General features: G+C 72.2%; 21 protein-coding genes. 6 read left to right on the top strand and 15 right to left on the bottom strand.

Going from position 1 to position 25,263, the window contains the following annotated elements:
• Positions 1-56: 56 nt before the first annotated feature.
• The 3 genes from AQJ84_RS07335 to AQJ84_RS07345 form a co-directional block, all read right to left on the bottom strand.
• Positions 57-893, bottom strand: a complete 837-nt coding sequence (locus AQJ84_RS07335) for a DUF4397 domain-containing protein (RefSeq protein ID WP_030037615.1) — start codon at positions 891-893, stop codon at positions 57-59.
• A gap of 399 nt (positions 894-1,292) precedes the next feature.
• Positions 1,293-3,464, bottom strand: coding sequence for a TerD family protein (locus AQJ84_RS07340; protein WP_030037614.1), 2,172 nt, complete (start codon positions 3,462-3,464; stop codon positions 1,293-1,295).
• 93 nt (positions 3,465-3,557) lie between these two features.
• Complete coding sequence (locus AQJ84_RS07345; protein WP_030037613.1) at positions 3,558-3,947, bottom strand: DUF5997 family protein; 390 nt, start codon at positions 3,945-3,947, stop codon at positions 3,558-3,560.
• Positions 3,948-4,005: 58 nt separating this feature from the next.
• On the opposite strand from AQJ84_RS07345, the gene AQJ84_RS07350 reads away from it, so the two are divergent.
• A complete protein-coding gene (locus AQJ84_RS07350) occupies positions 4,006-4,779 on the top strand; it encodes a LysR family transcriptional regulator substrate-binding protein (RefSeq protein WP_053191667.1) in 774 nt (257 codons plus the stop codon).
• A gap of 51 nt (positions 4,780-4,830) precedes the next feature.
• On the opposite strand, the gene AQJ84_RS07355 is transcribed toward AQJ84_RS07350, so the two are convergent.
• Entirely contained in the window at positions 4,831-7,635 is a 2,805-nt protein-coding gene (locus AQJ84_RS07355) for a beta-L-arabinofuranosidase domain-containing protein (RefSeq protein WP_059198807.1), read from the bottom strand.
• A gap of 246 nt (positions 7,636-7,881) precedes the next feature.
• On the opposite strand from AQJ84_RS07355, the gene AQJ84_RS07360 reads away from it, so the two are divergent.
• Positions 7,882-9,273: an FAD-binding oxidoreductase gene (locus tag AQJ84_RS07360; RefSeq protein WP_030037607.1), complete on the top strand. Its 1,392-nt coding sequence runs from the start codon at positions 7,882-7,884 to the stop codon at positions 9,271-9,273.
• An 86-nt stretch (positions 9,274-9,359) separates the two neighbouring features.
• Here the strand turns inward: AQJ84_RS07360 and AQJ84_RS44925 are convergent, their stop codons facing one another.
• The 4 genes from AQJ84_RS44925 to AQJ84_RS07380 all read right to left on the bottom strand — a co-directional run bounded on the left by AQJ84_RS44925 (position 9,360) and on the right by AQJ84_RS07380 (position 12,488).
• Entirely contained in the window at positions 9,360-10,847 is a 1,488-nt protein-coding gene (locus tag AQJ84_RS44925) for a S8 family serine peptidase (RefSeq protein WP_030037606.1), read from the bottom strand.
• Between the two features lie 33 nt (positions 10,848-10,880).
• Positions 10,881-11,210, bottom strand: a complete 330-nt coding sequence (locus AQJ84_RS07370; protein ID WP_128092172.1) for a hypothetical protein — start codon at positions 11,208-11,210, stop codon at positions 10,881-10,883.
• 83 nt (positions 11,211-11,293) lie between these two features.
• A complete protein-coding gene (locus AQJ84_RS07375; RefSeq protein ID WP_030037604.1) occupies positions 11,294-11,992 on the bottom strand; it encodes an HAD family hydrolase in 699 nt (232 codons plus the stop codon).
• A 19-nt stretch (positions 11,993-12,011) separates the two neighbouring features.
• On the bottom strand, positions 12,012-12,488 hold the full coding sequence (locus AQJ84_RS07380; protein ID WP_053193527.1) for an Lrp/AsnC family transcriptional regulator: 477 nt from the start codon (positions 12,486-12,488) through the stop codon (positions 12,012-12,014).
• Between the two features lie 215 nt (positions 12,489-12,703).
• Between AQJ84_RS07380 and AQJ84_RS07385 the strand changes: the two genes are divergently transcribed.
• Together AQJ84_RS07385 and AQJ84_RS07390 are read left to right on the top strand one after the other, a co-directional pair.
• On the top strand, positions 12,704-14,215 hold the full coding sequence (locus AQJ84_RS07385) for an FUSC family protein (RefSeq protein ID WP_053193530.1): 1,512 nt from the start codon (positions 12,704-12,706) through the stop codon (positions 14,213-14,215).
• A 125-nt stretch (positions 14,216-14,340) separates the two neighbouring features.
• Positions 14,341-15,381: a lactonase family protein gene (locus AQJ84_RS07390; RefSeq protein WP_053193533.1), complete on the top strand. Its 1,041-nt coding sequence runs from the start codon at positions 14,341-14,343 to the stop codon at positions 15,379-15,381.
• Between the two features lie 110 nt (positions 15,382-15,491).
• On the opposite strand, the gene AQJ84_RS07395 is transcribed toward AQJ84_RS07390, so the two are convergent.
• From AQJ84_RS07395 to AQJ84_RS07410, 4 genes are all read right to left on the bottom strand, one after another.
• Positions 15,492-16,415 carry a sirohydrochlorin chelatase gene (locus AQJ84_RS07395; protein WP_030037601.1) on the bottom strand — a complete coding sequence of 308 codons (924 nt, stop codon included), beginning with the start codon at positions 16,413-16,415 and terminating at the stop codon, positions 15,492-15,494.
• 182 nt (positions 16,416-16,597) lie between these two features.
• Positions 16,598-17,581 carry an N-acetylglucosamine kinase gene (locus AQJ84_RS07400; protein ID WP_053193535.1) on the bottom strand — a complete coding sequence of 328 codons (984 nt, stop codon included), beginning with the start codon at positions 17,579-17,581 and terminating at the stop codon, positions 16,598-16,600.
• Complete coding sequence (locus tag AQJ84_RS07405) at positions 17,578-18,255, bottom strand: uracil-DNA glycosylase (RefSeq protein WP_030037599.1); 678 nt, start codon at positions 18,253-18,255, stop codon at positions 17,578-17,580. Before AQJ84_RS07405 ends, AQJ84_RS07400 begins: the two co-directional genes overlap by 4 nt.
• Before the next feature lie 70 nt (positions 18,256-18,325).
• The gene (locus tag AQJ84_RS07410; RefSeq protein WP_053193550.1) at positions 18,326-19,411 is read right to left on the bottom strand and encodes a WD40/YVTN/BNR-like repeat-containing protein; all 1,086 of its coding nucleotides are present in this window, start codon (positions 19,409-19,411) and stop codon (positions 18,326-18,328) included.
• Between the two features lie 281 nt (positions 19,412-19,692).
• Here AQJ84_RS07410 and AQJ84_RS07415 point away from each other — a divergent pair, with 281 nt between their 5' ends.
• Positions 19,693-20,277: an Rv1733c family protein gene (locus AQJ84_RS07415; RefSeq protein WP_053193539.1), complete on the top strand. Its 585-nt coding sequence runs from the start codon at positions 19,693-19,695 to the stop codon at positions 20,275-20,277.
• A gap of 542 nt (positions 20,278-20,819) precedes the next feature.
• On the opposite strand, the gene AQJ84_RS07420 is transcribed toward AQJ84_RS07415, so the two are convergent.
• Positions 20,820-22,520: an acyl-CoA dehydrogenase family protein gene (locus tag AQJ84_RS07420; protein ID WP_030044995.1), complete on the bottom strand. Its 1,701-nt coding sequence runs from the start codon at positions 22,518-22,520 to the stop codon at positions 20,820-20,822.
• Between the two features lie 73 nt (positions 22,521-22,593).
• On the opposite strand from AQJ84_RS07420, the gene AQJ84_RS07425 reads away from it, so the two are divergent.
• Positions 22,594-23,364 carry a PaaX family transcriptional regulator C-terminal domain-containing protein gene (locus AQJ84_RS07425; protein ID WP_030044996.1) on the top strand — a complete coding sequence of 257 codons (771 nt, stop codon included), beginning with the start codon at positions 22,594-22,596 and terminating at the stop codon, positions 23,362-23,364.
• A gap of 67 nt (positions 23,365-23,431) precedes the next feature.
• On the opposite strand, the gene AQJ84_RS07430 is transcribed toward AQJ84_RS07425, so the two are convergent.
• Together AQJ84_RS07430 and AQJ84_RS07435 are read right to left on the bottom strand one after the other, a co-directional pair.
• Positions 23,432-24,214 carry a pectate lyase gene (locus tag AQJ84_RS07430; protein WP_030044997.1) on the bottom strand — a complete coding sequence of 261 codons (783 nt, stop codon included), beginning with the start codon at positions 24,212-24,214 and terminating at the stop codon, positions 23,432-23,434.
• A gap of 31 nt (positions 24,215-24,245) precedes the next feature.
• Complete coding sequence (locus AQJ84_RS07435) at positions 24,246-25,223, bottom strand: pectate lyase family protein (RefSeq protein WP_030044998.1); 978 nt, start codon at positions 25,221-25,223, stop codon at positions 24,246-24,248.
• Between the last annotated feature and the right edge of the window lie 40 nt (positions 25,224-25,263).

The raw sequence follows: 25,263 nt of genomic DNA on the forward strand, positions 1-25,263 counted from the left end.
CGGACCAGAGAGAGCCTGCCGCTCCCGTCCACCACCGCGCACGCTGGTGTGGACGGTCAGGCATCCCGCCGTGCCCGGGACCTGATGGCGAGTGCTCCGGCCAGGGCGAGCACCCCTGCGCCCGCTGCCCAGGCCATCCACGCGTCGGAGGAGTTCGCCGAGGCCATGGCACCGTCTCCGCCCGCGTCCACTCCGCGGGGCGGCGAGTGCATGCCACTGATCGTCTGGACCTTCAGCGCCAGGTTCTTGTCGTCGGCGCTGCCCCAGGCATAGACGATGTTGTTCGTGCCCTCCTCGAGGTTCAGTTCAGCGGGGCCGATGGCGACGGTGTCGGTGCCGGCGAGGACCACGTCGGCGGAGACGGTGCCCGCCTCGACCTCGGTGGTGTCCTCCTTCGGGTTCACCAGTTCCTTGAACACCGCCGTGCCGTTGGCGCGGACGTCCACGGCCGGGGCGGCGGCGACGTGTCGCACCGTGAGGCGCGACTTGCCCGCTGCGACAGCGGAGGTGTCGTTGACGAAGGCGTCGAGCTGAGGCTTGCCGTCGGCCGAAAGGTGGGCCACGACCGTGGCGTTGGCCCCGGCGGGTACCGCGACCGTCTTCTGGATCGCGGGGTCTGCCGTCCTGGGGTCGGCACCGGCCTTGAAGACCTTCAGGTCGTAGGAGCCGGCCGGCAGCTCCTGCGGGTCGGTGAGAGTGCCGGGCTCGAAGTCCGGCAGGAGCTCGTCGCCGTTCGCGTAGACGTCCACCGTCAGACCGGGAACCGCGTGGAAGACGGAGAGCATCACTGGGTCGTCGGCCTGTGCCGCGCCGGCCGGAACGGCAGAACCAAGGCTCAGAGCACCGACTCCGACACAGGCGGCGATCACGGCGGTCGTACGGGATTTCCTCATCATGCGTTCCCTTCACGCACAGGCCTGCTGGCTGCGGGCCCTACCTCCTCTACCGCTGAAACGAGACGGTCGGATGCAGGCGGCACCGAGAGGGAGCGGCAGCCGCGGACGGCACGCGCCGAGTGGCCGGCAGCCACGGACGGCACGCGCCGAGTGGCCGGCCCGGCTCCACGGCGACCTGTGGAGCGGCAACGTGCTGTGGGGTGCCGAAGACCGACGGGACCGCGGCGGAGTGCACCGGAGGCACGAACGGCCCGGCACGCTGATCCGCGTGCCGGGCCGCCGTACGAACAACGCCCTGCGGCGTGACGTCGAGGGCGAGGAAAGCGAAGGGACTAGATTCAAGGAGTGGGTGAGAAGGAAGCCCCTTCATGGCCTCGCCGTGATCAAAGGTAGCAGTCAGTCCGGGATCAGGTCGCACAGATTTTCGAGCGTGACGATCCGGGAGTCCGGATGCAGCCCCTCGGGGCGCTCCAGGCCGACGTAGGTCACGGGGTGGTCGGGCACGGACACCCCGTCCCACACCGTCGTGCCGCCGGCACCCTCGGCCATCAGCTCCGTCAGGTACCGCACCGTCAGCTGCTCACGCTCGACGATCCCGCGCAGCAGGGTGGCGACCGAGACCCGGTTGCCCTCGACCTGGTTCGACGTCGGGGTGCCCTTCAGGTACAGGTGCAGCCACTTGGCACGCCACCGGCCGTCCTCGCCCCGTACGAACGCCAGCGGCAGCGCCACCCGGCCCGGACCCCGGAGATCCGACTTCATCCGCACCGTACGCGCCTCGAAAGGCCGGCCCTGCTGATCGCCGTCACGCAGCATGAAGCCGAAGAACGACTCCTCGACCTCCTCGAACCCCTCACCCGCGAACAGGTTGACCTGCGGCACGACGAACGTGCCCCGCACCGCACCGAGCCGCAGGTTGATGAACTCCGAGGCCCCCTCGGGCGCGTCGACGATGTCGCCGGAGTGCTCACCGTCCACCGCGGACAGGTTCGTGTACGACAGCCAGGACACCGTCTCGTAGTCGGCGCCCAGCATCAGCGCCGACAGGTCGTAGTCGGTCGAGCGCTCGCGCTGCTTCCAGTACACGAAGAACCGCAGCAGCTCACCGTCGACCGGGGACACCGAACCGCGCGGCAGTACGCCGAGGCCCGCCGCGGTCGCCTTCCCGCTGAGCGGAAGCGCCACGTCGAGCACGTCGGGGTCGACCAGCAGCCGTCCCGGAGCGGGGAGCCGGCGGCGGATCTCCGCGTCCAGCAGGGCAACCAGCCGCCGCCGGTGCGCCTTGGGCAGGGGCGGACGCCGCTCGTCGGTGACCCAGGCACGGCCGAGCCGGTTGATGAAGACCCGTCGGTCGCCCGACTCGTCGGCGCGGTTGTCCAGGTGCTCGCGCACCGACAGCACGACCCGCCCGGCGACCGCGGGGGCAGCCTCCTCGACGGCGGCCACGACGGCCTCCCGCTCGGCCTCCGTGACGGCCGAGCGCAGCAGCCGGTCCAGCGCCCGGAAGAGCTTGCCGGGAGCGGACCGCAGCAGCCCGGCCGCCGCGAGCACGTCGCCCGCGCAGAGCAGTTCCTCGACCCGGCTGTCGAAGGACCGCGCCTGCCGCTCACCACGGGCGACGGCGAACACCTCGGCCGCCCGCGGCCAGCGCGGGTACTCGTGGGGGTGCAGCCGCTCACCGAGGCGCTTGAACTGCTCGCGGTGCGCGTGCACGTCGGCGAGCTTCGCCGGCGCCGCGGCCACGACGGCGTCCAGCCCGGCGAGCAGGGCACGACGCGTCGGCCGGGGCAGCGCACGGAAGCGCGTCGGCTCCTGGAGGGTCACATCGCCGCCCGACAGCGCGCACGCCAGACGCAGCACGTCGGTCACGGTGTCCAGCAGCAGCTCCGCACCCACCCGCAACCGGGCCTCGTTGACGACGGCACGGTTCTCGCGGACGGCGATCGTCTCCGGCTGAGGGCCGCTCGCGCAGTGCTCGGCGAGCGCCTTCAGATCGCGCAGGCCCTCCTCACCGAGCGGCGTCGCGCTGCCCGCCAGGGCCAGGTACAGGCCGGTGACCTCGTCGTCGAGGGCACCGCCGAGGTGGAGCACCGTCATCCGGTCGCCCGCCGCGGCCAGCAGCTCGTCGTGGGAGGTGAGCATCTCGGCGTAGGTGTGCTGGTAGCGGCCGTACGAGGGCAGGGTGAGCAGGTCGACGACACCCTTGCGGAGCTGTTCGAGCACGCCGGCGCGCGACCCGCTGTCGTCGAGGGCCTCGGCGACGCAGCGCATCCAGAAGTCGAAGGTGTCCGGCACGTTGGCCGGGAAGTCCACGAAGTAGACGTTGTGCTCGACGTGGTCGCCGACCAGCTCGCGGACCGTGCGCAGCGTGCGTACGGCGGTGTCGACGACCGCGGCCTCGGACAGCTCCGACAGGTGCTCCAGCAGCTGCGCCGACAACTTGAAGCCGGCCGACATCAGCGCGGCGTCGAACTGCCGCGCCGCGACGTCGCCCGCCCCGGCGGGACCCGTGGGGGCGGGGATGCGGTGAGTGTGCCGTACGACCAGCGATTCCAAGCTGAGGACCATGCCGGGATGGTCGCAGAACGGCACACACCACCGCACCGGAGTTTTCGACCGGTGTTCGAGCTGGAACCTCCGCGACCCGTGTGCGGAGCGGCGTCAGGAACGCGCGTCGCGCTCGGCGTTCTTCTCCTTGAGGCGCACCGCTTCCTTGCGCACCTCGGCCTGGGTGGCGCGCTCCTTCTCCAGCCACTCGGGCCGGTCCTGCTTGATCGCCTCGATCTGCTCGGTGGTGAGCGCCTCCGTGACCCCGCCGCGTGCCAGTCCGGCGATGGACACACCGAGCTTCGCCGCGACGACGGGACGCGGGTGCGGGCCGTTGCTCCGCAGCTCCTGCAGCCACGCGGGCGGGTTCGCCTGGAACTCGTTCAGCTCGGAGCGTGTGACGACCCCGTCCTGGAAGTCCTGAGGGGTGGCCGGGAGGTACACACCCAGCTTCTTCGCCGCGGTCGCGGGCTTCATCGTCTGGGTGCTCTGGTGCGACTTCATGGTGTCAAGACTATCGACCGCGCACGGGGCCTCCGACCACGGCGGGTAGCCTGGCCAGGTGACAGGCTCTGCGGCATCCCCTTCGTTCCGGCTCGCGTACGTCCCGGGAGTGACCCCCGGCAAGTGGGTGCGGACCTGGCAGGAACGCCTGCCGGACGTCCCCCTGGAGCTCGTCGCCGTGTCGGCCGCCGAGGTGTCCGACGTGCTGCGCGCGGGCGAGGCCGACGCGGCGCTCGTACGGCTCCCGGTCGACCGTACGGTCTTCAGCGCGATCCCTCTCTACACCGAGACCACCGTCGTCGTGGTCCCCAAGGACCATGTCGTCACCGCCGCCGACGAGGTGTCCGCCGAGGACCTCGCCGACGAGGTCGTACTGCACCCGCTCGACGACGTCCTCGACTGGGAGCGGCCGCCCGGCGAGCCCGCCTTCGAACGCCCCGCCACCACCGCGGACGCGATCGAACTCGTGGCGGCGAACATCGGCCTGCTGGCCGTCCCCCAGTCGCTGGCCCGCCTGCACCACCGCAAGGACCTCACCTACCGGCCGCTCGTGGACGCGCCGCAGTCGGACGTCGCCCTGGCCTGGCCCGAGGACGCGACGACCGACCTGGTCGAGGACTTCATCGGGATCGTCCGGGGCCGGACGGTCAACAGCACCCGGGGCCGGGCCAGGCCGGAGGCCGAGGCCCGCCCCGAACGCAAGCGCACCGACAAGAGCGGAGCCCGCAAGCCGGCGCCGGGCCGGGCGGCCGGCAAGGGTTCCCGCGGCGGGGCCGGTGGCGCCGCCGGCACCAAGGGCGCCCGGCGCGGCAAGCCCCGCCGCCGGTCCTAGCGCGGTCCTGGCTCGGCCCCGGCGCGGTCCTGGCGCGCCTCGCGAGGACCGTCAGGCCGCGTAGGTCGCGCTGCCCGCCGTGCTCACCACCTTGGCGCCGTCGGCCCGGGTGAGCAGCCCGGCCGACACCCAGGTGTCCACCACGGCCCGTACCCGCGAGACCAGCGTCCCCTTGCTGCGGAACGGGGCCGCCGACCAGATCTCGTCCAGCAGCGTGGTCCCGTCGGGCTTCGCCGGGTTGACCACGCCGGAGTCGAGGGTGCCGAAGCACACCCGCGGTTCGGACCGTCGGAAGTAGGCGTGTGTCGGATCCTCCGTCCCCTCCGAGAACGGGGCGAACTCCGTGCCGTCCAGGGTGTGGTGGAGGGGCTTGCCGGGCACGGGCGTCAGGGTGGGCAGCAGGTCGCCGGAGAGTCCGGCGTTGCGGTACAGGCCCAGCGGCAGGTAGTCCGTGGCCGCGTTACGGCCGACCAGGTTGACCGGACCGTAGAAGAGGGTCTGGAGCGACGGGTCGTCGAGGGCCTTCTCCACGCGCAGCCGGAAGGGGATGGAGACGCGCACGGTGTCGCCCGCGCGCCAGGTCCGGGACACGGGGAAGTAGCTGCCGGGAGTCGGAGTGCCCGGTACGGCCCGCCCGTTGACCGTGACCCGGAACCCGGCGCCGGCCCAGGAGGGCACCCGCAGCCGCAGTTCGAAGGCGGCTCTCCTGCCCCCGATGGTCAGCGTGGTCCCCTGCTCCCTCGGGTAGCCGGTCTTCTGGGTGACGGTGACGCCCTTCTCCGCCCAGGTGAGGGTGGACGGGCTGTAGAGGTTGACGTAGAGGGCGCTGCCGTCGGCCTTCTTGAAGTACACCGAGTCCTGGTACTTGGTGGCGCTCTCCATGCCGGTGCCCTCGCAGCAGGTGGTGCCCTGCTTCGGCGTGTAGTCCCGGACATGACCGGGTGTCAGGCCGATGAAGTAGGTGACGAGTGGCTTCTCCGCGTCGGCCTTGTCCTGCTTGGAGCCGAGCACCTGGTTGTAGAGGGCCCGCTCGTAGTAGTCCATGTACTTGGGCGACTGCTCGTGGAAGAACAGCATCCTGCTGAGCTTGAGCAGGTTGTACGCGCAACACGTCTCGGCGGTCGTCGTGTTGATCGACCCCGCGATCACCCCGGAGGCCTTCCAGAACTCCGTGGCGCTGGTGCCGCCGATGCCGTACATGCGGCCCGGTACGACCATGCCCCAGAAGTTCTTCGCGGCGGTGAGGTAGCGCTCCTCGCCCGTCGCGTCGTACAGCCGGACCAGCCCGGTGAAGATCGGGATGTGCTGGTTGGCGTGCAGGCCGTCGAGGATGTCGGTGTTCGCCGCACAGGCGTCGATGAGCTTGTCGAGGTCGAACAGCTTGGCCAGGGCGAGGTGTTCGGCCCTGCCGGTGAGCGAGTGCAGGTCGACGATCGCTTCGACGATGCCGCCGAACTCGCCGCTGGAGAAGATGCCCCACATCCGCTGGAGGGTGGCGTCAGGCAGCTTGGACAGCCGGGAGTACATCCAGTCGCACATGCCGGACGCGAGGTCGAGCGCCCGGTCGTCGTCGGTCGCCGTGTACGCGTCCAGCAGGCCCCTGAGGATCTTGTGAGCGGTGTAGTAGGGCGCCCACACCTTGGTGTAGTCGGGGCTGGTCCTCGTCTCCAGGTCGATGAACTGCGTCTCGGGGTACGCCGCCAGGAACCCGGGATGGCTGGGCGCGCCCCAGGTGCGGCGCAGGGTGGCGGTCAGGCCACGCCCGGAGGCGTCCGCGAACGTCGACCCGGTGGTCTCGTCGAAGGCGTACGACACGAGGTCGCCCCGGCCGGCGGAGGCGTCGGCGGCCCGGCTGTCCTGCAGTCCGGCGATCTCGGCGGCGCTCAGGGCGCGTGACCAGACGTTGAACTCGTCGAAGGCGCCCGGGAAGACGGGGTCGGAGGAGTAGTGGGAGCGGCCGAGCCAGTGGTGGGCGAGTGTGCCGAGGGTCGCGGGCGTGAGCGACATCGACGTGTTCTGTGCCACCGCGGTCCCGTTGACGTACAGGGTGCCGGTGCCGCCCGCGATGGTCACAGCCAGATGGCTCCAGCGGTCCATCGGCAGTGCGGCGGTGCCGTTGAGGCCCTGCTCGCCGCCCGCTCCGCTCGTCGTGATGGCGAAGCGGGGCACACCGCTCGCGTTCCTCGTGGCCAGGTACAGATAGCGCGTGGTGTCGTTGCCGAAGTCGAGGATCCGTGTCCAGTCGGCGTCGTGCGTGGGCTTCACCCAGGAGGACAGGGTGATCGCCGAGGCGTCGCCGAGGACGCCGCCGGGGAGATCGACGTACTGGTATGAGCCGCGCACGTTCTCCGCCGAAGTCCCTAACCGGCCGGGGGAGTTCAGTACGACGGGGTCGTGGCGCAGTGCCTCTCGAACCTCGGTCAGTGCCTCGACCATGGTGAGGGTCTTGTCGACGAAGACCTGCTCGCCGGTACCTGCGTACGCCTGGGACAGCATGGTCAGGAAGTGGCCGGTGTAGTGGCCGCGCAGGTTGCCGTTGGCCTCGCCGTCCAGGCCCTCCCAGCCGCCGGGGGCGACGGCGCCGCCCGTGAACAGACCGGCGTTGGCGCGGAAGACCTGGAGCAGCCGGTTCACGTCGTACCCGCGCGCGTGGTCGAGCATCAACTGCCGTTTGTCGGCGAAGACGCCCTTCCCCAGCTTCACGTCCTCGAGCGCGAACGGCCGTACGGTCCACACGGACGGTTCCTCCGAGACTGCGGCGGCGGCCGGGGTGGCTGCCGCGTACGAAATCGCCGGGGTCGCCGCGGTGATCGCCGCGGCCTGGAGAAGGTGCCGTCGGGAGAGGGGCGGTGCCATGGGGGTGCTCCTCCGTGTTCGAAATGCCGAATGTCGTACGAATAGTCGACCAGACGATAGGGAGGGGGGAGTTGAGCGTCAACGGTTCAGGAGGGGCCGAGTTCCACAGTCGGCCCCGCGAAGCGTGGGTAGCCGGCGGGCCCGTCCTGAGTGGCGGGCACGGATGCCTGCGTGCACGCGCGGGACTAGAATCATGCGAATCGACATCATTTCGGATGATTGACCCGATATTGAACGGGGGACCACATGTCCGGTACACCCGTACAGGCGGCCCGCAGTGAACTGACCGGGTTCACGGGAGAGCTGATCGGCCCCGACGACGCCGGCTACGAGCAGGCCCGCGCCGTCTACAACGCGATGATCGACAAGCGGCCCGCACTCCTGGCGCGCTGCGCCGACGCCGACGCGGTGGCCCGCGTGATCGGCTTCGCCCGAGCGCAGGGGTTGCCCCTCGCCGTCCGCGGTGGAGGGCACCACGGAGCGGGCCTCGGCACCGTCGACGGGGGAGTGGTCGCCGACCTGTCCCCTCTGAAGGACGTCGAGGTCGACCCCGAGTCCCGAACCGTGCGGGTCGGCGGCGGCTGCGTCTGGGGAGAGGTGGACCGTGCCACCAACGCGCACGGCCTCGCCACCCCCAGCGGCATCATCTCCACGACCGGCGTCGGCGGCCTCACCACCGGCGGCGGGCTCGGCCACCTGACCCGCAGGTGCGGGCTGACCATCGACAACCTGCTGGCGGCCGACGTGGTCCTGGCCGACGGACAGCGGGTGCGGGCCGACGCCGACGAGAACAGCGACCTGTTCTGGGCGATCCGGGGAGGCAGCGGGAACTTCGGGGTCGTCACCTCGTTCGTCTTCCGGCTGCACGAGATCAGCACGGTCGTCGCCGGACCGACCTTCTGGCCCGTCGAGAACGGCGCCGAAGTCCTCGCCGCCTACCGCGACTTCCTCCCGAACGCACCCCGGGAGCTCAACGGCTTCTTCATGTTCGGAACCGTCCCGCCGGCCCCGCCGTTCCCCGAGGAACTCCATCTGCGCAAGGTCGCCGGCGTCGTGTGGTGCTACGCGGGCGGTGACCCCGAGGCCGCCGCGCGCGAGATGGCTCCGCTCCTCGACGCGCTGCCGCAGCCACTGATGCACGCGCCGGGCCCGCTGCCCCACCCGGAACTGCAGTCCATGTTCGACGGGCTCTACCCGCCGGGTCACCAGTGGTACTGGCGGGCCGACTTCGTGAACGACATCCCGGCCGAGGCGGTGGACCTGCACGCCGAGTTCGGTGCGCGGACGCCGACGATGCACTCGACCATGCACCTGTACCCGATCGACGGCGCAGTCCACGACGTGGGCCCCGACGAGACGCCGTGGGCCTACCGCGACTCGCGTTGGGCCTCGGTGTACGCCGGTGTCGACCCCGACCCGGCCAACGCCGAACTCGTCAAGCGCTGGACCGTCGACTACTTCGACGCCCTGCACCCGTACTCGGCGGGCGGCGCCTACGTGAACATGATGATGCACGAGGGGCAGGAACGCGTCCGGGCCAGCTACCGCGGCAACTACGACCGCCTGGCCCGCGTCAAGGCCGACCGTGACCCGGACAACGTCTTCCGGCTCAACCAGAACATCCAGCCTGCCCGGTAGCAACGGGTGCTGCGTCAGGCGGAACTTCCAGCCTGCCCGGTAGCAACAGGTGCTGCGTCAGACGGAACTTCCAGACTGCCCAGTAGCTACGGGTTCTGCGTCAGGACGAAGTCCAGCGCGGCGCTGACGTCGACCAGCCCCGCTCCGGTGGCCTTGTCCGGGCCCAGCCGGGCGCGGTTGCCGAACCGCGGGTGGCAGGTGCCGGCCGTGACGTCGGTGGCGGTCCTGACGAGGGCCTCGCCGACCTGGGCGGGCGTGAGTCCGGGCCGGGCTCCGAGGAGGACCGCCGCCGCACCCGCGATCTGCGGGGCCGCGGCCGACGTACCCGAGAAGAGGGCCCAGCCGTCCATTCTCGTGGTGCCGTCCGCGAGGGCGCTCGGGTCGCCGGGGTCCGGCAGGCTCTCGCCGACGTCGATCTCGCACTCGGGCGGCACCGGCAGCATCAGGTACTGGGCGCGGGGCAGCATGCCGACCAGACCGGACACCGTCGGCACGACGACGCCGTCGACCCAGGGACTGACGTACCCGCTGGCGTAGTTCGACGCTTGCAGCCGGCCGTCCGGCCCCGCGAACACACCACCGGCCGCGATCACGCCCGGCACCTGCGGCTCGATGGCGAACTGGCCGTTGCCGCCCGAGAAGACGACGACGATGCCCTGTTCCACCGCGTCCAGGACCTCCAGAGCGAAGATCACGTCGGCCTGGCTCGGTGGCCCGGCCGGAGGGAACTCACCGTCCCCGCCCCACGAGTTGGTGAGCACCTGCGGACCGTCGGCCTTCGCGCGCAGGAAGCCCGCCACCGCGGCGGTGAGACGGCCCTGGCGGTTGCTCGCACGGTACGGGCGCAGCCGCGCGCCCGGAGCCACGGCGAAGATGTTCGCCGATTCCCCGGTGCCGTGGCCGACCGGGTCCTCCGCGGGACTGGTGCCGGGGACGAGGGCGACGGTCGGGGCGACGTCGTAGCCGTGGGCGGAGAAGAAGGCGTGCGGAGCCTGCCCGGTGTCCACCATGGCGACCTGCACCGCTCTCCCCACTTCCCCCGCCTGGTGTGCCTGGGCCGCGTTGAGCAGCCTGGCCACGTCGTCCGGGAGTTCGAGGTGGAACGCGGTGACCTCAGGCGGCGTGGCGGCGGCCGGGAGGACATGCATGGGCGTGCGGGGCCGTTCCAGCGCGACGGCCTCGATGGCGTCCTCGCCGGGCGCTGAGCCGATGCCGCGGGCGTCCGGCTGCCGGTCGCCGATGATGTCGAGGTGGGTGACCGTACGCGTCCGGTTCATCGACACGCGCTGGCGGACCTCGTAGCTGGCGAGCCGTCCGCTGGTCAGCTGCTCGTAGGCGGCCGGCGTACCGGCCACGGTGAAGCCGAGACGGCTCTCGGCGGTCACGGTCAGCCCCGCGGTCCGTGCGTACTCCTCGGCGCGTTGCCGGGAGTCACCCTCGGCGCGGAACGGCGTCGCCGACTCGAAGCTGGTCGCCTGGGTCATGGGGACCCCGCCCTGGGAGCGGGCGGAGACATAGCCGTACACCGTTTCCGGAACGTCCTGCCCGTAGTGGGGAGTTGTCGGGCTGGTCATCTGTCCTCCAGAGGGGAGGCCCGGACGCACGTGTCACGGCTGCCGGTCACGAGCTCCGGGCGTGGGTGCGGACAGCACGGTGACGGACCTCGCGGTGTTCGCGAGTGCCGGTGGCACTGCCAGCGTCCGGGGACGTGAGCGGCTCTCGAGATGCGCGACGCCGAACGCCTCGGCGAATCGTCGGCTCGATCCGGTGAGAAGCGCTCCGGCGGTCATGGGCAGCACGTCGATGCCATGACGGGAACACCACGGGACCAGGTCGCCGACCGAAGCGTCGGCCTGCAGCTCGACCAGGGCCTCGACGAACTCGTCGTCGGGCGCGTCACCTTGCCCTGATGTCACTTGTTTCTCCTGGTAGTTCACTCATCTCTTCAAGCTTCGCATTTGTTGCGGCGCTCCGCAAAAGATGGTAATCCGGCTCGAATCTCCTTCTCGCGGCGCGGCAGTCACCGCGTGACGGGCGCCGTCCGTACCAGCCAGTCGTACGCGACCCGCGCCGTGAACTCCGTCTGCCCGCCCCGCAGGAGCAGACCGGCGGTGGCGAACTCCGGTGCGTCGGCCTGCGCGGCGAGGTACGGGATGGCGATGCAGCGCATCCCGGCCGCGTGGGCGGCGACGGCGCCCGGAGCGGCGTCCTCCACGACGACGCAGTCGGCCGGGTCCGCGCCCAGTCGGCGGGCCGCCTCCAGGAAGACGTCCGGGGCGGGCTTGCCGTGCGCGACCTCGTCGGCCGACACGGCGAGCGGCACGTACGCGTCCAGGCCGGTGCCGGCCAGCACCGCTTCGATGGCCTCCGGGGAGGAGCCGGAGGCCACGGCGGTGGGGACGCCCTCGCCCGCCAGCAGTTCCACGAACCTGCGCATCTCGGGATAGGCGGGCGTGGCGGCGCGGGCCAGTTCGAGGTAGCGCTGGTTCTTGGCGGCGAAGAGCTCGTCCACGGAGGCGCGCAGGCCGTACTCGTCCTTCCAGACGGTGACCGTCTCCAGCGTGCTGATACCCACGAACCGTTCGTGGTCCGACCAGGAGTAGCCCGGGACGCCGTGCTCGGCGAGGATCTGCCGACCCGCCTCGTAGTAGTTCGGCTCGCTGTCCACGAGCGTTCCGTCGAGATCGAAGATGACCGAGAGGGTACCGAGATTGCTCATGTCCTCAGGATGTCAAAGGTCATTTCCGTGCGGCCCGCCCCACCGAGTCGACCAGTGGCAGCAGCCGGTACGGGACGCGCTCGCGCAGACCCACCTCGGTGCGGGTGCGGACCACACCCGGCAGGCTGATCAGCTTCTGGATCACGTCCTCCAGATGCGCGTTGTCCCGCGCGACGACCCGTGTCAGCAGATCGCCCCCGCCCGTGATCGAGAAGGCCTCGACGATCTCCGGCACGGCGGCCAGCGCGTCGCCCACGTCGTCCAGATGTCCCTGGGTGACCTCGATGTGCACGAACGCGAGCACCGGATGGCCGAGCGCGGCGGGGGAGAGGGACGGCCCCGTGCCGGTGATCACCCCGTCCCGCTCCAGCCGGTCCAGCCGGGCCTGCAGCGTGCCGCGAGCCACCCCGAGGATGCGGGCGTACTCCCGCACGCTCGTCCGCGGCTGCTCCAGCAGCAGTCGCAGGATGCGGGTGTCCAGCTCGTCCACGGCCATGAGGCCGGCCTCCTCCCGCATGGTCCGTTGGCATGCCGATGGACATGCCGGAACCACGATCACTGTGCCAATGGCTCAGCATTCTAGTCGCGACTTGAGCCACGAGGCGCCCGGATGCTCTGATGGGCAGGTCGATGGCGCTGCGGATCCCGCGGCGCCTTTTCCATGTCGTTCACGCCTGGTCTCGTTCCGGGCGCGGAAGGGGGCGGGAAGCAGTGCTGAAGAGGGTGTTCGTGGCGCCGGACCCAGGGCGGACGCGGCTGCGCTTCGCCACGCGGGCCGTGCTGGGCATCGGTCTGGCGGTCGTCCTGTGCGGACTCGCCGGCCACTCGCTCGCCGGTGCGGTCACCGGCGGCCTCGCCGCGCTGCTCGCCCTGTTCACCGTCACCGACGCCACGGTCCGCGGCCAGGCCGTCACCACCGCGCTGCTGCCCGCCGTCGGGCTGCCCGTGCTCGCCGCCGCGGCTGGACTGCACGACCAGCCCGTCGCCCGGGACCTCACCTTCCTCGCCGTGGTCGGCGCGGGCGTCTACGCGCGCCGCTGGGGACCGCGCGGACACAGCCTCGGCGTGTTCGCGTTCATGACGTTCTTCGTGGCCCAGTTCCTGCACGCCACCCCGGACCGGCTGCCCGAGCTCTGGGCCGCCGTCGTGCTGTCCGTGCTGACCGCCGCGGCCGTGCGCTTCGGCCTGTGGTGCTACGAGCGCCGCCTGCCGCCGCCCCCCGTGCCCGCCCCGCCGGGCGGCACCGGCCTCGCCCGCGTGACCACACGGCAGGCGGTCCAGGCCACCGCCGGCGCGGGCTTCGCCCTCGTCGTCGGCCAGCTGGTGTCCGGGCAGCGCTGGTACTGGGCCGTCGGCGCCACCTGGTGGATCTTCGTCAACACCACCTCGCGCGGGGAGACCCTGGTCCGTGGCTTCCGCCGGATCCTGGGCACCGTGATCGGCATCGGCCTCGGGCTGCTCCTCGCCGTCCCCCTGCACGGGGCCGCGCTCCCCTCGGCGGTTCTGCTCGCCGCCTGCGTTTTCGGCATCTTCTACACGGCAGCCGTGTCGTACACCTGGATGATGCTCTGCGTGACGCTCCTCGCGGAGCTGCTCTACGGCCTGCTGGGCGTCCTCGAGCCGTCGCTGCTCGCCCTGCGCCTGGCGGAGACCGGAATCGGCGCGCTCGGGGCCGTGCTGGCGGTGCTCTTCGTGCTGCCCGTCACCACCCACGCCGTCACCGACGCCTGGATCCACCGGGCCCTGCGCTGTGTCCACGCGTGTACCGCGGAGGCGGCGGCCCGGCTGGCCGGCTCCGCGACCGCCGACCCGGCGTCCCGGGTGGCCGAACTGGAGCAGTTGCTGGGCCGGGTACGGCTGTCGGTCGCCCCGCTGGTGCACCCGCTCAACCCGATGCTCGGCCGCAAGCGGCGGGCCCGCCGGGTGCTGGCCCTGCTCGACGACGGCGCCCGCGAGATCCGCGGCCTGGTCGCCGTCGCCGCCGATCCGGAGGCCTCGCACGACGCTCGGCTGGCCGCCGCGTGCTGGCGTGTCGAGGCCGCGGTCGAGGCGCTCGTCGGTGACGGACTGAGCGCGGCCGGCCGCGAGCACATCACCGTGCCCGCACCCCGCCCGGCCGCCGCCGAGCCCGCGCTGGCCCATCTGCACGGCCTGGAACGCGCCCTGGCGGAACTCGCCACGCCACTGCGGGCGCCCTCGCGCTCGCCGCTGGTCGGCGCCTGAGGCGCGGTCCGCCGGGCGGTCACGAACACCGCCTCGAGCCGAGGAACGTCCCCCTTTTGGTCTAGACCTCGCATGATCGGCTGCTACCGTCACCCCGAGGGACACCGGACCGAGAGGGGACTGCGGTGGCAGACGGCGGCAGGCAGGCACAGCGAGCCTTCATCGGATCCTTCACGGCGGCCGGAGGCCCCGGCATCGTGACGGCGGCCGTGGACCCGGCCACCGGGGCGCTCACCGTCCTCAGCAGCCTGGACGGCCTGCCCGACCCCTCGTACCTGGCCCTGGGGCCCGGCGGCGAGACGCTGTACGCGGTGAGCGAGACCGCCGAGGGCGCGGTGGCCGCGTACCGCGTGACCGGCGACAAGCCCGAACCCGTCGGCCGGCCCGTGCCGGTCGACGCGATCGGGCCCACCCACCTCAGCTACCACGCCGGCCACGTCCTGACCGCCAACTACGGCTCCGGCAGCGTCACGGCCGTACCCGTACGTCCTGACGGCAGCCTCGCCGGCGCCCCGTCCGGCGCGCTCCGGCACGTGGGGTCGGGCCCGTACCCGCCCCGCCAGCAGGGACCGCACGCGCACCAGGTGCAGCCCGACCCGAGCGGACGCTGGACGGTCAGCGTCGACCTCGGCACGGACTCGGTGCGGGTGTGCACGCTGACCGACGGCGCTCCGGTACTGCACCGCGAGACCGCCCTGCGTCCCGGCTCGGGACCACGGCACCTCGCCTTCCACCCCGCAGGCGGCTACGCCTACGTCGTCAACGAACTGGCCCCGACCGTCACCGTCTGCCGCTGGGAGGTGGCGGACGGCACCCTGAAGCCGCTGACCGAGACGACGGTCCTGGCCGGCTCCCCGGCCGGCGACGCGTATCCGTCGGGCATCGCCGTCTCGTCCGACGGCCGCTTCGTGTGGACCGCCACCCGCGGCGAGGACGTCCTGTCCACCTTCGCCGTCGAGGGTGAGGGCGAGGGGCTGCGGCTGGTCGGCACGGTGCCCTGCGGCGGCCACTGGCCCCGGGCGATCGCCGAGTCGGGCGGTTTCCTCTACGCCGCGAACGAGCGCTCGGGTGACGTCTCCTGGTTCGCAGTCGACCCGGACACCGGCCTGCCGTACCACGGCGGCTCGGTCGAGGTGCCCGCGGCGTCGTGCGTGGTCATCGGCTGAGCCGAGGCCGCGACCGGGGCCCACCGGGCGGCGTACGGCGTCCCGGACACGGCGAAGGGCCCGCTCACCTTACGGGAGCGGGCCCTTCCCGCACGGACGTGCGGTGCGCGTCAGCGGACCGGGGCGCCCTGCGCCTGCTGCGGGGCGATGCCCAGCGCGGTCGTGTACTTGGCCAGGGCGAGCTTGCCGATCGCCGGGTAGGGGCCGAGCGCCTCGGCTGCGGAGCACTCCGCCTCCTTGGCCGCCTCCGTGACCAGCGCCGGGTCGATCTCCGGCCCTATCAGGTACGGCGCCAGCGCCAGCTGCTGCGAACCCGAGGACCGCAGCTGCTCGGCGACGGACGCGATCGAGCCCTCCTGGTCCAGGGCCGCCGCCATCACCGGCACGGCCAGGCGCGCGGCCAGCAGCATGCCGGTGATCCCGGCGGCCTGCACGGCCTCGTCGCCACCCACCGAGGCCAGGATGATGCCGTCCGCGGCGGTCGCCACGGTGAACAGCCGGGCGCGGTCGGCACGGGCCAGGCCGGCCTCCGACAGCCGCACGTGCAGCGCCTCCGCGAGCAGCGGGTGCGGGCCCAGCACATCGGTCAGGTCGGCCGCGATCCGGCTGTCCATCACGGCCTGGCGGATCCGGCGCAGCAGCGCGCTGTCCGGGCCGGCGAGCAGCGGTACGACGACGGCCACCGGACCCTCCGGCTCCCTGACGTCCAGGCCCGCGGCCTTGGCCTGCTCATAGCGGGCGGCGCGCTCCTCGGCGGCGTGCACCAGCACGGCCTGAAGCGTGGGGAACTCCGCGTCGTCCCCGTCGAGGTACCCGATCCGGGCGTCGAGGCCCGGCAGCTCGGAACGCGCGATGCTCACGACCTCTTCGGCCAGGCTGCGCGTGGCGGTACCCGGCGTGCCCGGCACCGCGAGGACGAGCGCGGGCGCGCCCTCGGGAGCCGCCAGCGGTTCGGGTCGGCGGTGCCGCCCGGGCTGGCGAGGTCGCGGCATTCGTACTGGCAGGCCGGACGCGGGCCCAGTGGGGGAGCTCATGGCGTCGCATGTTACTGGCTTCCTGGGCTCCTCTGTTCGGGGAGGGGGCAGGTGAGCGGTATCCGTCCGCTTTTGTCTGATGAGTTACGTACGCATCCGAAGTGATCAGCGGTTTTCCCGGCGGTGGGCTCAAGTGCCGGGGTGCGAAAGGGTATGTGCCGGACACCTGCCGTTCCGGGGGATCAATCACCCTTCACGGTCACCACGTACAACATCTTCTCGTCACCCGGCAGAGTGAGCCGACCTGCGAACAGACCGGTCGCGATGCGCACGGAGCCGTGCAGTGGATCACCCTCGGCGACCACACGCCGCGCGTGCGGCAACCGACGTGCCAGTTCCTCCTCCAGGGGGACCGTCAGCGGGTCGCCCAACCTGGCCAGGCCACCCGTGAGGGCGACGGGGGGTTCGCCGGACGGCGGGCAGACAGCGGCCGCGGAGTCGGCCATGTGCCGGGCAGCCGCGCGCAGAATCCCCCCGGCGACGGGGTCGCCGCCGGCGGCGCACGTGGCCACCCGCGGGGCGAACGAGGCGAGGACGGCGGCGCGGTCGGGGCGCGGGTACAGCTTCCCGGGCAGTTCCGGCATCGGGCCGAACAACTCCTCGGCGCAGGCCAGCAGCCCGACGGATCCCCCTTCCCGCCCGTCATGCGCGCGCAACGCCGCCTCCAGCCCCGACCGGCCGATCCAGGCGCCGCCTCCGCAGTCGCCGAGCAGATGGCCCCAGCCGTCCGCGCGTCGCCAGCGGACGAGATCGGTGCCGACCGCGATCAGCCCGGTGCCGGCGGCGAGGACCGCACCCGCGCGCGGCCCGAGAGCGCCGACGTAGGCGGTGACGGCGTCCGCGGCCAGCGCGACCGTGCCGACACCGAACTCCCGTGCCAGCGCTGCCGGGAGTTCGGCGCGCAGCGCTTCGCCCAGAGTGGCGAGCCCCGCGGCGCCGACGACGGCCGTGCGCAGAGCGTCGACTCCGGCCTCCGCGGTCAATGCACGCACCAGGGGAACCAGTTGCTCCATGAAGTGCGCCGGATCGATGCCCCGCCCGCCGGTGCGCACCGGCTCGCGGGACTCTCGCTGGGGAAGGCGGGCACCCCCGGGGGCACCGACGGCGGCACGGAGGCCGGAGCCGCCGGAGTCGACGGCGAGGAACCCGTCCCCCGCACCGGTCACGACAGGCGCCAGTCCACCGGCTGTCCGCCGAGCCCGACCAGCAGGTCGTTGGCCCGGCTGAAGGGGCGGGAGCCGAAGAACCCGCGGTCGGCCGACATGGGGGAGGGGTGCGCCGACTCCACCGACGGCAGGCTGCCGAGCAGCGGACGGAGATTGCGGGCGTCGCGACCCCAGAGGATCGACACCATCGGTTTGCCGCGCGCCGCCAGCGCGCGGATCGCCTGCTCGGTGACCTCCTCCCAGCCCTTCCCCCGGTGGGCTGCCGGACTGCGCGGCGCCGTGGTGAGCGCCCTGTTGAGCAGCAGCACACCCTGTCGGGTCCAGGGCGTCAGATCGCCGCTCGACGGCTGGGGCAGCCCCAGGTCCGTGTTCAGCTCGCGGAAGATGTTGATCAGGCTGCCGGGCAGCGGGCGTACGTCCGGAGCGACCGAGAACGACAGGCCCACCGCGTGCCCCGGCGTCGGGTAGGGGTCCTGCCCGACGATCAGGACCCTCACCTCGTCGAAGGGTTGCTGGAAGGCCCTCAGGACGTTGGGTCCGGCCGGGAGGTAGGTGCGTCCCGCGGCGATCTCCGCGCGCAGGAAGTCGCCCATGTCGGCGATCCGCCCGGCAACGGGTTCGAGGGCCTTCGCCCAGCCCGGTTCGACGATTTCATGCAAGGGTCGTGGTGCCACGGGCGTCACCCTACTGCCGTACACGCGGCGGAGATCAACCAGTGGCCAAGGCCTCGGTCACCGCCTCGGCTTACCCCACCACCCCGGCCCGCACGCACAGCACGTCCGGCAGGTGCGAGGCCAACTGCCGCCAGCTGTCGCCGTCGTCGGCCGACGCGAACACCTCGCCGTTGCGGTTGCCGAAGTACACGCCTGCCGGGTCGGCGTCGTCGGTGCACATCGCGTCCCGCAGGACCGTGCCGTAGTGGTCCTCCCGGGGCAGGCCCGCGGTGAGCGGCTCCCAGCTCTTGCCCGCGTCGGCCGTGCGGAAGACCCGGCATCGGCGGTCGGCCGGCACCCGGTCGGCGTCCGCGTTGATCGGGAACACGTACGCCGTCTCGCCCCGGTGCGGGTGTGCGGCCACCGCGAAGCCGAAGGTGGACGGCAGTCCCTCGCCGATGTCGGTCCAGTGGCCACCGGCGTCGTCGCTGCGGTACACCCCCCAGTGGTTCTGCAGATACAGCCGGTCCGGGTCCGCCGCGTCGCGGGCGATCTTGTGCACGCACTGGCCGAACTCCGGGTTCGGGTCCGGCAGGAACACCGCGGAGACACCGGAGTTGGACGGTTCCCAGCTCGCGCCGCCGTCCCGCGTACGGAACACCCCGGCCGTCGAGACCGCGACCGTCACCGCGCGCGGATCCCGCTTGTCGGTGAGCACGGTGTGCAGGCCCTCACCGCCGCCGCCCGGCACCCACTTGGAGCGCGTGGGGTGCTCCCACAGCGGGCGGACGAGCTCGAAGCTCTCGCCGCGGTCCTCGGAGCGGTACAGCGCGGCGGGTTCCGTGCCCGCGTACACCACGTCCGGCTCCGCGGCGGACGGGTGCAGCTGCCACACCCGCTCCAGCGAGGCGTCCGTGTCCTGCGGGAACTTGACGGCCGGCTGCGCCGGTTCGGTCCAGGTCCGGCCCAGGTCGTCGGAGTGGAACACGGAGGGCCCCCAGTGCGCGCTGTCCCCGCCGGCCAGCAGCCGCGGGCGCTCGCCCCGGGTGTCGATGGCGACCGAGTACACCGCCTGCGCGTTGAAGTAGGGGCTCTCGTCGAACTCCCAGGTGCCACCTCGCCGCCGCCCGATGAACAGGCCTTTGCGTGTCCCCACGGCGAGCAGTACTTCGGTCATGCCGATCACCTCCGCGACGTCTTCGTCTCAGACACCCGTCAGTCTGCACCCCACCACTGACAGTCACCCCCGGAAGCGCTTCGTCGCAGGTCAGGGCGGCGAGGATAGCTTGCCGCGGACGGTCGTGGGCCGGTTTCGGGCGGTTACCGCACCGTCGGGGGACCCGTGGACAGGCGAGTCGGGGAAGTTGGCGTGAGCATCGAAGAGACGTCTCCCGTATGGGAGTGCGGTGCGGCACGTTCGTGCGCCCGCTTCCGGCGCTGGTGAGGAGGATGCCTTCGATGGCGTTCCGTGGTCCGAAGGTGTGGCTGTGGCGCTGGCGGCGCAATCCGCTCAAGCGCGGGGCCGACGTGCTGGAGGCCTGGGTGGTGCTCGGCGCCTGGGTGCTGACCCTCCTCGCCGGTGTGCTCGCGGGTCTGGCGGTCACCTGGTCCGTGGAGCGCGAGCTTGCTCGGGAGCGGGTCGAGTGGCGGCCGGTCGTGGCCCGCCTCGCCGAACAGGCGCCGGGTACGTCCGACGGGGCCTCCGAGACGGTGAGCGGCGAGCGGGTGTGGGCCGAGGTGCGCTGGACCATGGCCGACGGCTCCGCGCACGAGGGCCAGGTCCGGGTCCCGCCCGGCAGCACCTTCGGGGCCCCGGTCACCGTGTGGACGGACCCGCAGGGCCGCCTGGTCTCGGAGCCCGCCACGCCCGCCCAGGCCCGTCTGCGGGCCGCCCTGATCGGCGGCCTGATAGGAGCCAGCGCTGGAACGGTCCCCTTCGTGTGCGGCCGGGTGCTCCGCGGCCGGCTGGAACGCCGCCGCCTGGACCGGTGGGACACGGAGTGGGCCCTCCTTGGCCCGCTGTGGGGCCGCACGACGGGCTGACCCACGCCCCGCACCCGCCGGCCCTCCGTCCCGCCGGAGGGCATCGGCGGACGCCCCCACCGATGCCCTGGCCGGACGCAGCCGCCGCTTGCTGGGACGCGGGCCGGTCGCAGACGCCCGCTTGCTGGGGCGCGGGATGCCGCGGGCTGGGCCCCGCCATCGGAGGCCCGGCGGCCGGTTCGCGGCATCGGAGGCCTGGCGGTCGGCCCCCGCCATCGGGGACGCGGCGGGACGGGCCCCCGCCGTCGGAGGGGTCGGCGTGGTCGCTTGGCGGTCGGCCCCCGCCATCGGGGACGCGGCGGGACGGGCCCCCGCCGTCGGAGGGGTCGGCGTGGTCGCTTGGCGGTCGGCCCCCGCCATCGGGGACGCGGCGGGACGGGCCCCGCCATCGGAGGTGTGGCGGCCGGGCCCGGCACCGGGCCCGGCACCGGGCACCGGCCACGGCGGCGCCGCCGACAGCGGAGGTGACGCCGTGCTGCTGGACGTGCGCGAGCCGTACCCGGCGGGACGGCCCCCGCCACCGGAGCCGCCCGGGCAGCGTCTCAGCTTCCCTCAGGCAGCGCTCGTGCCAGGATCGCGTCCAGATCGGCGGTGTCGGGAAGTGTGCCGAAGGCGTGGCCCCAGTCGCCGCCGAGGCGGGTGGCGCAGAAGGCGTCGGCGACGGCGGGCGGGGCGTGCCGGACCAGGAGGGAACCCTGAAGCGTCAGCGCCATCAGCTCCACCATCCGACGCGCACCGGCCTCGGAGGTCTCGGCCAGCCGCCCCTTCAGCCGTGTCACGGCGGAGTCCAGCCGGGCGTCCGCCCCCCGGGCCAGGGCGAGTTCGTCGAACAGGGCCTGGGCGCCGGCCGGCTCGCGCCGCAACGCCCGCAGCACGTCGAGCGCGTTGACATTCCCGGAGCCCTCCCAGATCGACAGCAGGGGCGCCTCGCGATAGTGGCGGGGCATGCCCGACTCCTCGACGTACCCGTTGCCGCCGAGGCACTCCAGAGCCTCGGCGGTGAAGGCCGGCCCCCGCTTGGTGACCCAGTACTTGCCGACCGCGGTGGCGACTCGGCGAAACGCCGTCTCGGCGCCGGCCGTGCCGGGATCGTCCGCTCCCCGCACCGCACGGTCGGCCGCGCCGGCCAGCCTCAGCGTGAGCGTCGTGGCCGCCTCGGACTCCAGCGCGAGGTCGGCCAGCACGTTGCGCATCAACGGCTGGTCCACCAGCCGCGCGCCGAACGCGGCGCGGTGCCGGACATGGTGGCCCGCCTCGACGAGCGTCTTGCGCATCAGCGTGGCCGACATCATCACGCAGTCCAGCCGCGTGCAGTTGACCATCTCGATGATCGTCTTGACGCCCTGCCCCTCGGCACCGACCAGCCAGGCGACGGTCCCGTCGAACTCGGGCTCGGAGGAGGCGTTGGACCGGTTGCCCAGCTTGTCCTTCAGGCGCTGGATCCGGAACGTGTTGCGGCTCCCGTCGGGCAGCACGCGCGGCACGAAGAAGCAGGACAGCCCGCCCGGCGCCTGCGCCAGCACCAGGAACACGTCGCACATCGGCGCCGAGGTGAACCACTTGTGCCCGCGCAGCGTGTAGACGCCCGGTTCGGTGCTGGGCGTGGCGGTCGTCGTGTTCGTGCGGACGTCGGAGCCGCCCTGTTTCTCGGTCATCCCCATGCCCGCGAGCAAGCCGCGCTTCTCGGTCGGAACCTTGAGCTGCGGGTCGTACTCACGACCGGTCAGCAGCGGTTCGTAGACCTTGGCGAGCTCCGGCTGCCTGCGCAGCGCGGGTATCGCCGCGTACGTCATCGACGTGGGGCAGCCGTGGCCGGCGTCGGTGTGCCCCCACACCAGGCCACCGGCGGTCCGGGCGACATGGGCACCGGCCCGCTCCTGTGCCCAGGGGGCGCCCGCCAGCCCCTCGCCGACCGCCACCCGCATCAGGTGGTGCCAGCTCGGATGGAAGTCGACCTCGTCGACGCGGTTGCCGTACCGGTCGTGCGTGCGCAGTTCGGGCTCGTGCCGATTGGCCAGTTCCGCCCACTCCTGGGCCTCCGCGCTGCCCGCCCGGAGGCCGAGCCGCCGGATGTCCCCCTCGGCCCATCCGGCGCCCTCCCGGCGCAGCCCCTCGAGGAGCGCCGCGTCCTGCGACGCGTCGTACGGGGCCAGGGGCGGCGGCTGGTTGGTGACGGTGTGCGTGGCGGACGGTTCACGCACGGACGCTGACGTCGGCCGGTTCGGGAAGGGTATCGAGACCATGCACCCTATGTTGCACTCCTGCTGCGACCGCAGCAATAGTGCAACATCGTGGCGGCTCGTAGAGTACGTGGCCATGCGGACGAACGTGACAGTGCAGCCCGGCGAGGTCGACCTGCGGCCGCTGTCCGCCCGGTCGGTCGTGCTGAGCCTGCTGCTGGGGGCACATCCGCCGGAGCTGTCGGCCAAGGATCTCGTCCGGGCGGTCGAGCCCTTCGGCGTCGGCGGCTCCACCCTGCGGGCCGCGCTCAGCCGGATGGTGGCCGCCGGAGATCTGCGGCGGACGGACTCCGTGCACCGTCTCAGCGACCGGCTGCTCGCCCGCCAGCGCCGTCAGGACGAGGCCGTGCATCCCCACACGCGCGCGTGGGACGGCGACTGGGAGATGGCCGTGATCACCGCGACCGGCCGCACGCCGGCCGAACGCGCCGAGCTGCGTGCCCGGTTGACCACCCTGAGGCTCGCCGAACTCCGCGAGGGCGTCTGGCTCCGCCCCGCCAACCTGCGCCGGACGCTCCCCGACGACCTCGACACCGTGGCCGAGCGCTGTACGGCCCGGCCCGACCGGCCCGCGCCCGAGCTGGCGGCACGTCTGTGGCCGCTCGACAGCTGGGCGGACACGGCCAGGGCGCTGCTCGTCCACGTGCGACAGGTGGCCGGGCCGGACCGGCCCGCCGACCGGCTCACCGCCTTCGCGGCCGTCGTACGGCATCTGCTCGCCGACCCCGTCCTGCCCGCCGAACTGCTGCCTGAGGACTGGCCGGGCAGTGAGCTGCGCATGGCGTACACCGACTACCAGGGGGAGTTGGCGGAGACCGTGCCCCAGCACGGCGGCCCGCGGGCATGACGCGGCGGCCGTCCGGAGCGCCGTGCGGGGGACGCTGCGGACGGCCGCCTCACCTACCGTGGGGGGCTTATTTATAGGTGATGTCCGAGGTGGCGTACCGGCAGTTGGTGCTGTCGGGGCCGGTACCGACCGCGGTGGTGTTGTTGTACTTCTGGCAGGGGACGACCTTGCGGCTGGAGTCGTTCAGGATGGTGATCCCGCGCAGGGTCGCCACGTCGTTGCGGTTGACGTTGATGCCGACGAGCCGCGCGGTGGAGCCGGTCCCGGTCACCTCGATGTTGCTGAGGTTCACCTTGCGCGTGTACTGCGTGGAGCAGTCTCCGCAGGAGCGGTACAGCGTCTTGAACTCGCTGACGGCGAAGTTCGAGATGTTCACGGTGCCGGGTCCGTTGTGCTGGAAGACCTTGTCGGCCGCCTTCTTGGCGCCGCCACCGGTCACCGTGTAGGTGGAGCCGCCGCGGAAGGTCGCCGCGTCCTCGCCGACGTCCTCCCACCAGACGTTCTGCAGGGTGCAGTTGCCCTCGCAGTGGATACCGTCGGCGCCGGGGGCGCCGATGATGACGTTCTTCAGGGTCGCGCCCGCAGCGAGCTTGAAGATCGGGTCCTGGCCCTCCTCCTGCCCGTCGCCTGCCAGGTCGCCGCTGCCGTAGTACCGCACCATGCCGCCGTCCCGGACGCCCGAGACGGAGATGGTCGAACTCACGGGCTTGCTGCTGGAGGGTGTCGGCCAGGAGGCGGCACTCGCCGGAGGGGCGCCGACTGTCGTGATCATGACAGACGAGAGGCCGAATGCGGCCAGGGTGCCGGTCAGTGCGCGCCGGCGGGTGCGCGGAATCGCTGGTGAAGTCATGTCCCGATGCCTTCTTCCAGTTGTGGGGTGGTCAGAGCTTTCCGGCGCCCGCGCCGTTCGTCACCGAGGCGACGACGGAGGAGGCGGGCTCGGCGGTGTAGCCGTACGGAGCGGTGGTGAAGGTGCCGACCTGCGAGACCTCGGTGGCGGCTCCACCCAGGTCGTTGCCCCGCAGGTTGGCGAATCCGTCGACGTCGCTGCTGCGGTTCGTGGTGACCGCGACCTTCGTCGAACGGAAGACGTTGTTCTCGACGAGCATCTGTGCGCCCATGCGGGAGTGCACGGCGGTCTCGGCGCCGACGACGTAGTTGTCGTAGAAGTGCCCGGTACCGAAGCGCAGGCTGGGGATGCGCGAGTACACGTTGTTGAAGTGGTTGTGGTGGTACGTCACCTTCAGGTGCCCGGTGTCCTGGCTCGCGTTGTTGTCGCTGTGGCCGACGAGCGAGCCCTTGAAGTGGTCCTTGAAGGTGTTCCAGGACACCGTGACGTTGTCGGAGCCGTGGTTGATGTCCAGCAGACCGTCGTAGTAGTCCTTGTCGTGATTGCGGTCGGCCGAGAAGGAGTTGTGGTCGATCCACACCTTCGTCGACGCCTCGACGGTGACGCCGTCGGCGGGCGCGACCGGCTTGCTGATGTTCAGGTTGCGGAGGACGACGTTGGTGACCTTCTTCAGCCGCAGCCCGCCACCGGTGAACCCGGAGGACGAACCGACGCCCACCACCGTGGTGTTGGAGCCGATGTCGACCTGACCGCTCAGCGAGATCAGGCCGTTGACCCTGACGACCTTGGCCGAGTTGCCGGTGACGGCCGACTTGAAGGCGTCCAGTGTCGATACGGAGACCGCCGTGGCGCCGCCGCCTCCGGTCGTGCCGGCGCCGAACCCGATCGGCGAGGTCTCGGCGGCCCCGGCCGACTGGGGAAGGGCCAGGGCGGCCACGGTGGTGAGAGCGGCCGCGCCGACCGCCAGTGCGGATCTTTGCGCGTGTGTACGTGGGGGGAGAGTACGCATGCGGGTGCGTCCCTTCAGGATGCCCGGCGTGAATATGTAT

The organism is Streptomyces resistomycificus, from assembly GCF_001514265.1.
Lineage (GTDB): Bacteria > Actinomycetota > Actinomycetes > Streptomycetales > Streptomycetaceae > Streptomyces > Streptomyces resistomycificus.

Coding starts and splice junctions, on each gene's coding strand:
- AQJ84_RS07340 (WP_030037614.1), bottom strand. CDS start 3,464: ATGGTCCTCAGCTTGGAATCGCTGGTCGTACGGCACACTCACCGCATC.
- AQJ84_RS07425 (WP_030044996.1), top strand. CDS start 22,594: ATGCGGACGAACGTGACAGTGCAGCCCGGCGAGGTCGACCTGCGGCCG.
- AQJ84_RS07395 (WP_030037601.1), bottom strand. CDS start 16,415: ATGAGCTCCCCCACTGGGCCCGCGTCCGGCCTGCCAGTACGAATGCCG.
- AQJ84_RS07410 (WP_053193550.1), bottom strand. CDS start 19,411: ATGACCGAAGTACTGCTCGCCGTGGGGACACGCAAAGGCCTGTTCATC.
- AQJ84_RS07380 (WP_053193527.1), bottom strand. CDS start 12,488: ATGGCCGTGGACGAGCTGGACACCCGCATCCTGCGACTGCTGCTGGAG.
- AQJ84_RS07435 (WP_030044998.1), bottom strand. CDS start 25,223: ATGCGTACTCTCCCCCCACGTACACACGCGCAAAGATCCGCACTGGCG.
- AQJ84_RS07430 (WP_030044997.1), bottom strand. CDS start 24,214: ATGACTTCACCAGCGATTCCGCGCACCCGCCGGCGCGCACTGACCGGC.
- AQJ84_RS07355 (WP_059198807.1), bottom strand. CDS start 7,635: ATGGCACCGCCCCTCTCCCGACGGCACCTTCTCCAGGCCGCGGCGATC.
- AQJ84_RS07345 (WP_030037613.1), bottom strand. CDS start 3,947: ATGAAGTCGCACCAGAGCACCCAGACGATGAAGCCCGCGACCGCGGCG.
- AQJ84_RS07415 (WP_053193539.1), top strand. CDS start 19,693: ATGGCGTTCCGTGGTCCGAAGGTGTGGCTGTGGCGCTGGCGGCGCAAT.
- AQJ84_RS07375 (WP_030037604.1), bottom strand. CDS start 11,992: ATGAGCAATCTCGGTACCCTCTCGGTCATCTTCGATCTCGACGGAACG.
- AQJ84_RS07420 (WP_030044995.1), bottom strand. CDS start 22,520: ATGGTCTCGATACCCTTCCCGAACCGGCCGACGTCAGCGTCCGTGCGT.
- AQJ84_RS07335 (WP_030037615.1), bottom strand. CDS start 893: ATGAGGAAATCCCGTACGACCGCCGTGATCGCCGCCTGTGTCGGAGTC.
- AQJ84_RS44925 (WP_030037606.1), bottom strand. CDS start 10,847: ATGACCAGCCCGACAACTCCCCACTACGGGCAGGACGTTCCGGAAACG.
- AQJ84_RS07360 (WP_030037607.1), top strand. CDS start 7,882: ATGTCCGGTACACCCGTACAGGCGGCCCGCAGTGAACTGACCGGGTTC.